1 protein-coding gene is annotated in these 285 nt (G+C 37.9%); it reads left to right on the top strand.

Annotated features, from left to right (window positions below):
* On the top strand, positions 1-231 hold a 231-nt coding region (locus tag AOA61_RS28240; protein WP_178075226.1), incomplete at its 5' end, for a 2-oxo acid dehydrogenase subunit E2.
* Positions 232-285 lie beyond the last annotated feature (54 nt).

Below are 285 nucleotides of genomic sequence, written 5' to 3'. Positions count from 1 at the left end.
ATACAGTCTCAGCCTATCATCAATTATCCTCAAGCTGCGATATTGTCAGTTGAATCTATAGTAAAGCGTCCAGTAGTGTTAGAAAATGATGCTATAGCAGTGAGACATATGGTAAACCTCTGTATGTCATTAGACCACCGTATATTAGATGGGCTGATTTGTGGGAAGTTTATGGGACATATTAAGAGCAGTCTAGAAGCAATGAATGACAACAATGTATCCTTATATTAAGTTTAAGCTGTTAACCTGGTGGGTATAGTCCGCCAGGTTTTTTGACAGTTTAAG

Source organism: Pseudomonas sp. 2995-1, from assembly GCF_002742505.1.
Lineage (GTDB): Bacteria > Pseudomonadota > Gammaproteobacteria > Pseudomonadales > Pseudomonadaceae > Aquipseudomonas > Aquipseudomonas sivasensis.
Note: the sequence above shows the minus strand (reverse complement) of the source record. Positions and strands in the feature narration are given on the sequence as shown.